This is a genomic window from Staphylococcus sp. EG-SA-15, from assembly GCF_017151895.1.
GTDB classification, from domain to species: domain Bacteria; phylum Bacillota; class Bacilli; order Staphylococcales; family Staphylococcaceae; genus Staphylococcus; species Staphylococcus aureus.
The window spans coordinates 1-246 of sequence record NZ_JACVZN010000160.1 but is presented as its reverse complement, the minus strand read 5'-3'; the positions used below and the strand labels follow the sequence as shown (position 1 = coordinate 246).

General features: G+C 30.1%; 1 pseudogene. It reads left to right on the top strand.

The features are described 5' to 3' along the window. Positions 1-126, top strand: a pseudogene (locus tag IDG64_RS14845) (RES family NAD+ phosphorylase); the annotation flags it as partial. Between the last annotated feature and the right edge of the window lie 120 nt (positions 127-246).

Sequence of the window (246 nt, the reverse complement as noted above, 5' to 3'; positions counted from 1 at the left end):
ATGTCACCACCAAAGGGATTTGCAACGGCAGGAAGATTGAATTCTAAATGGATAAGCGTATTATACCTTAGTACAAAAGAACAGGTCAGTATAGAAGAAGTTAAACCTAAGCATAATGACATTATTTGCTACAATTAGATTTTCATTTGTATATTTTTTATCTTTAATGATTTTAGCGCTTACTAAACCTTCCAACACCCGTCTATCTATATTTTCATCATCTTTAAAAAGTTCATTTAAAATACA